Origin of the sequence: Streptomyces pseudovenezuelae, from assembly GCF_001513955.1 — a bacterium.
GTDB lineage: Bacteria > Actinomycetota > Actinomycetes > Streptomycetales > Streptomycetaceae > Streptomyces > Streptomyces pseudovenezuelae.
Map to the genome: position 1 here is coordinate 13,285 of NZ_KQ948157.1, position 3,768 is coordinate 17,052.

At 66.5% G+C, this 3,768-nt stretch carries 7 protein-coding genes; all 7 read left to right on the forward strand.

Annotation, left to right across the window (positions count from 1 at the left end; all coding sequences use genetic code 11):
• A partial coding sequence (locus AQI94_RS41980) for a hypothetical protein (RefSeq protein ID WP_208611887.1) occupies nucleotides 1-590 on the forward strand: 590 nt, incomplete at its 5' end.
• 75 nt (nucleotides 591-665) lie between these two features.
• Nucleotides 666-992 (forward strand): hypothetical protein, encoded by a 327-nt coding sequence (locus tag AQI94_RS41985; protein ID WP_159050654.1) that lies wholly within the window; start codon nucleotides 666-668, stop codon nucleotides 990-992.
• A gap of 297 nt (nucleotides 993-1,289) precedes the next feature.
• Complete coding sequence (locus tag AQI94_RS41990; RefSeq protein ID WP_031059548.1) at nucleotides 1,290-1,664, forward strand: hypothetical protein; 375 nt, start codon at nucleotides 1,290-1,292, stop codon at nucleotides 1,662-1,664.
• 11 nt (nucleotides 1,665-1,675) lie between these two features.
• Nucleotides 1,676-2,197, forward strand: a complete 522-nt coding sequence (locus tag AQI94_RS41995; protein WP_030498665.1) for a CHAP domain-containing protein — start codon at nucleotides 1,676-1,678, stop codon at nucleotides 2,195-2,197.
• 153 nt (nucleotides 2,198-2,350) lie between these two features.
• Nucleotides 2,351-2,515, forward strand: coding sequence for a hypothetical protein (locus tag AQI94_RS44925; RefSeq protein WP_158806474.1), 165 nt, complete (start codon nucleotides 2,351-2,353; stop codon nucleotides 2,513-2,515).
• Nucleotides 2,516-2,568: 53 nt separating this feature from the next.
• Complete coding sequence (locus tag AQI94_RS42000) at nucleotides 2,569-3,588, forward strand: hypothetical protein (RefSeq protein ID WP_062230347.1); 1,020 nt, start codon at nucleotides 2,569-2,571, stop codon at nucleotides 3,586-3,588.
• The coding region (locus AQI94_RS42005) for a hypothetical protein (protein WP_159050655.1) at nucleotides 3,585-3,768 on the forward strand (184 nt) is incomplete at its 3' end. The genes AQI94_RS42000 and AQI94_RS42005, both read left to right, overlap by 4 nt.

Here is a 3,768-nt window from a genome sequence, read left to right on the forward strand (position 1 = left end):
ACAGCGTCAACACTCGAGTGTCGGGTATCGAGATGTTCGGCGGTGGGCCGACCACGACAGACACCAGCATCCTGATCGACGCGGACCGGGTGAACTTCAACCACGACGTTGAGGTGAGCGACCAGCTCACCGTGAACAGCATCGACGTGGGGGCCGGCCTGCGCGCGTGCATCGATCTGCAGTCCAACATCACCGGGATCACCGCCACCGAGGTAACGCTCATGACGGTGCCGTCCATGACCTACAAGAACGGGCGCGCGTACCGGGTGCACCTGTGGGGGCTCGCGAACTCCACCACGGCCAGCACCTACTTCCTGTACCGGCTCCGCAAGGGGACCGGCACGGGCGGCACGATCTACAAGGACCAGATGCGCGTCCCCGTGCTGTCCACGGCCAGCACGAACAGCGCGGTAGATCTGACGTTCATTCTGGTGAACACCTCCGGGGCGGACATCACCACCGCGGTCACGTGGACCGGATCGTGTGCGGCGGGTACCGGGATCTTCGCCGCGTCCGCGGGCAACCGCGCGCACGCCACCGTGGAAGACGTGGGTCTGTCCGCCGATTGGGTGGGACAGCCAATCAGTTGACGACCAGTCGACATGATGACTCTTCAGTCGACGGTCTGTAGACACCTTGTGGAAAACGGGTATACGGTCGCCCCCATGGCCACACCCCCCTCATCCAAGACCGTCCGTGTTTCGCACGAAACACACCAGCGACTCACGGCACTTGCCGAGCGGCATAACGGCACGATTGACGATGTGATCAGCCGTCTACTGGCGCCCGATCTCGTGATGATCCGGGCGTCCGCGGTGCAGCGCGAGCGGTGGCAGATCCAGGCCACCGCATCCGGCCTCCCGCTCGCGGAGTTCATCGCCCAGTGCACCGAGTCCGCCGTGCAGTACGGCCTCGACCGCGGCGCCATGGTGCTCCAGGCGCAGCACATCCGCGAGATTCTCGCCCTGGTCAAGAGAGCAGCACAGAAGTGATCCAAGTGATTGGCCGTCTACTGGCCGGGAGCCTGGTTGTCGCCTCCGTGGCGGTGCTCGGGTTCCTGGTCGTGGTCGCCCTCACCCCCGACCCGTTCGCCCCCCTGGAGCCACGCGCATGGCCTACCACGGTTTACACAGACGACACACCCAGACCCTCGTCCGTCGACACCTCCGCCGTATCAGTCGACGGATCGTCTACCACGGCCCCTTCTGCGTCTACGCCCTCGGCACTCTCGGTGCCGTGACCTACACGATCGTCACCATGTGCCGGGCAGTGACCGGCTAGGAGGACTCATGAGCACGCCCCCCGCCACCGAGCAGAAGCTCACCGAGCAGGCCCAGACCGAGGCCGGAGAGATCAAGGAGGAGATCAAGGAGACGAAGCAGGAGGCCGCGGAGGCTCGCAAGGACGGGGACCCCGAGCGGGCGGAGCAGCTGGAGAACCGGGTCAAGGGCCTGGAGACCAAGTTGGACACGGTCCTGGAGAAGCTCACCGAGCTGGCCGGGCGCCCGTTCCACCCCGCGCCCGAGGCCACGCCCGCCACCGAGGCGCCGGCACCCGAGACCGCGCCCGAGGGCACCGCGCCCGAGGGCGAGGAGACCCCGCCCAAGAAGAAGGGCCGCACCGCGTCCCGCACCTTCTTCGGCGGTCGTGTGGACGAGGACTGAGGAGACGTCACGTGTACGACATAGACAGCGTGCTGAAGCTGGCACAGAGTCAGGCCGGCTACCGCGAGGGCAGATCGGCCGGGCACTGGAACAACCGGCAGAAGTACAGCGATCAGGTGCATGGCCTGGAGTGGTCAGACGGACAGCCGTGGTGCTGCACGTTCGCCAACTGGTGCTTCAGTCAGGCCGGAGTTGCCGTTCCAGCTGGCGCCGTCACCGCCAGCTGCGCGGCCGGAGTCGCGGCGTACCGGAAGGCACGCCGCTGGACCGAGTACCCCGTGATCGGGGCGCAGGTCTTCTACGGCAAGGGCGGAGGCGTCCACACGGGGATCGTGCTCAAGTACGACGACACCCACGTGTGGGCGGTCGAGGGCAACACCAACACCTCGGGCTCACCGGAAGGTGACGGGGTGTACGTCAAGAAGCGGACACGTAGGGACCCGTACGTGTACGGCTACGGCATCCCGTATTACGAAAACGACACGGGCAACACGCCTGACCCCGTATGGCGTAATAAGCCACTCGGGCGGTAGTGTTCAACTTGCGTCACGGTTTCTTCACCCCCCGAAGAACCCTGCAAGCCCCCCTGTCTGGTTGCGCACTCCCACGGTCCGCGGCCCCCAGACAGGTGGGCTTTTTCTTTCCAAAACCTGTTAGGTCTGCCGGAAACCTGTTAGGGTCTGTCCATGCCTCGCCCCCCCAAGTCGCCAGACGAGAAGCTGGAGTACGGCGTTACCGTCCTCTTCAACAAGAGGCAGTACGCCGCGATCGAACGTCTCGCCACGGCCGAGCGGATCAGCAAGGGGGAGGCCGCACGTCGACTGATCGACAAGGGCATCCTTGCCCAGTAACCGGCGCGCACCGGACAACCACACACACCCTTCACCCCCCAAAAGGAGCGACCGTGACCGGCCATCACCCCGTCACCGCAGAATCCGAGACCGAGACCGAGACCGACACCAACACGATCCCGATGTTCCCGGCGCTCAGCCGTATGGAGCGCCGGCGCGAACTCCAGCCCCGCCGCTACGACCGCGAACCGTACTGGCGCGCACCCATCACGCCCCCCTCGCGTGAGTGCTACGTCCCGCACTGGAACTGGCACAACCGCACCGGAGTCCCCGAGACCGAGCAGCTGCTCACCCTCGACGCGAACGGCGCCTACCTCTCCGCCCTCGGCGGGATCAAGGTGGGGCACTCCCAGCTGTCCCACCACGGCGGGACCGAGGTCATCACCGCGCCCCGGGACGTCATGCCCGGCTACTACCAGATCAGCATCCCGCATTGGGCGTTTGACGGCACGATCGTCCACCCCCTCGGCGACTCCTCCAGACTGGAGACCGAGACCGCGGTGTGGGTGGCACACCCCACCCTCGTGCTGCTCCTGGAGCTCCAGGAGGAGGGCGTGCTGGGAGAGTTCATGGTCCTTGACGCGTGGATCGCGCGGGCCGCGTGCGACTTCCGCAAGTGGACGGCCCACTTGAAGCAGGTCCGCACCGAGCTGCTCGACTCCCTCGAACTGGCCCAGACGGACGCGGCCCGCGCTGCCATGGGCGAGATGTACACCGCCTTCAAGGAGGGGTATTCCGCGGCCCTGTCCATGATGCTGACGGGGGAGAAGTGCAAGACCCAGCGTCCCGACTGGGCGCACGCGGTCTACGCCCAGCACGCCGCGAGCATGTGGCGCAAAGCGTGGCGGTGGACGGGCGCCGGACGGCCCCTGATCTCCATGGGCCACACCGACGAACTCACGGTGATCGCGGACGACTTGCCCGAGATGATGAGCCGCGCCAAGCCACCGTTCCGGTTCGACCCCTCGGGCCGCACCCTCGGCGCCATGAAGCCCAAGACCGTAGAGGCCGGCACCCGTGAGCCGCTCCAGGGCGACTCCCTCCCGACCCTGGATGAAGGGGATGTCCTGTGAGCTGGAGCGACATAGCAGGAGTCATCGCCTACGCCGTGGTGGCCATCGGCGCAGTCATCGGCGCGTACAGCCTCCTGACCTCCCACCGCCTCAACATGACGCGCCGGCACCTCAACGCGCGGCTGCAGCAGGCGGCGGAAGACCGGGCGTTCACCGAGTGGGCCAACTTCACCATGCTCA

What these genes read in the sequence shown, in the direction of transcription:
- AQI94_RS41985 (WP_159050654.1), top strand. Translation starts at nt 666, where the DNA reads ATGGCCACACCCCCCTCATCCAAGACCGTCCGTGTTTCGCACGAAACA.
- AQI94_RS41990 (WP_031059548.1), top strand. Translation starts at nt 1,290, where the DNA reads ATGAGCACGCCCCCCGCCACCGAGCAGAAGCTCACCGAGCAGGCCCAG.
- AQI94_RS44925 (WP_158806474.1), top strand. Translation starts at nt 2,351, where the DNA reads ATGCCTCGCCCCCCCAAGTCGCCAGACGAGAAGCTGGAGTACGGCGTT.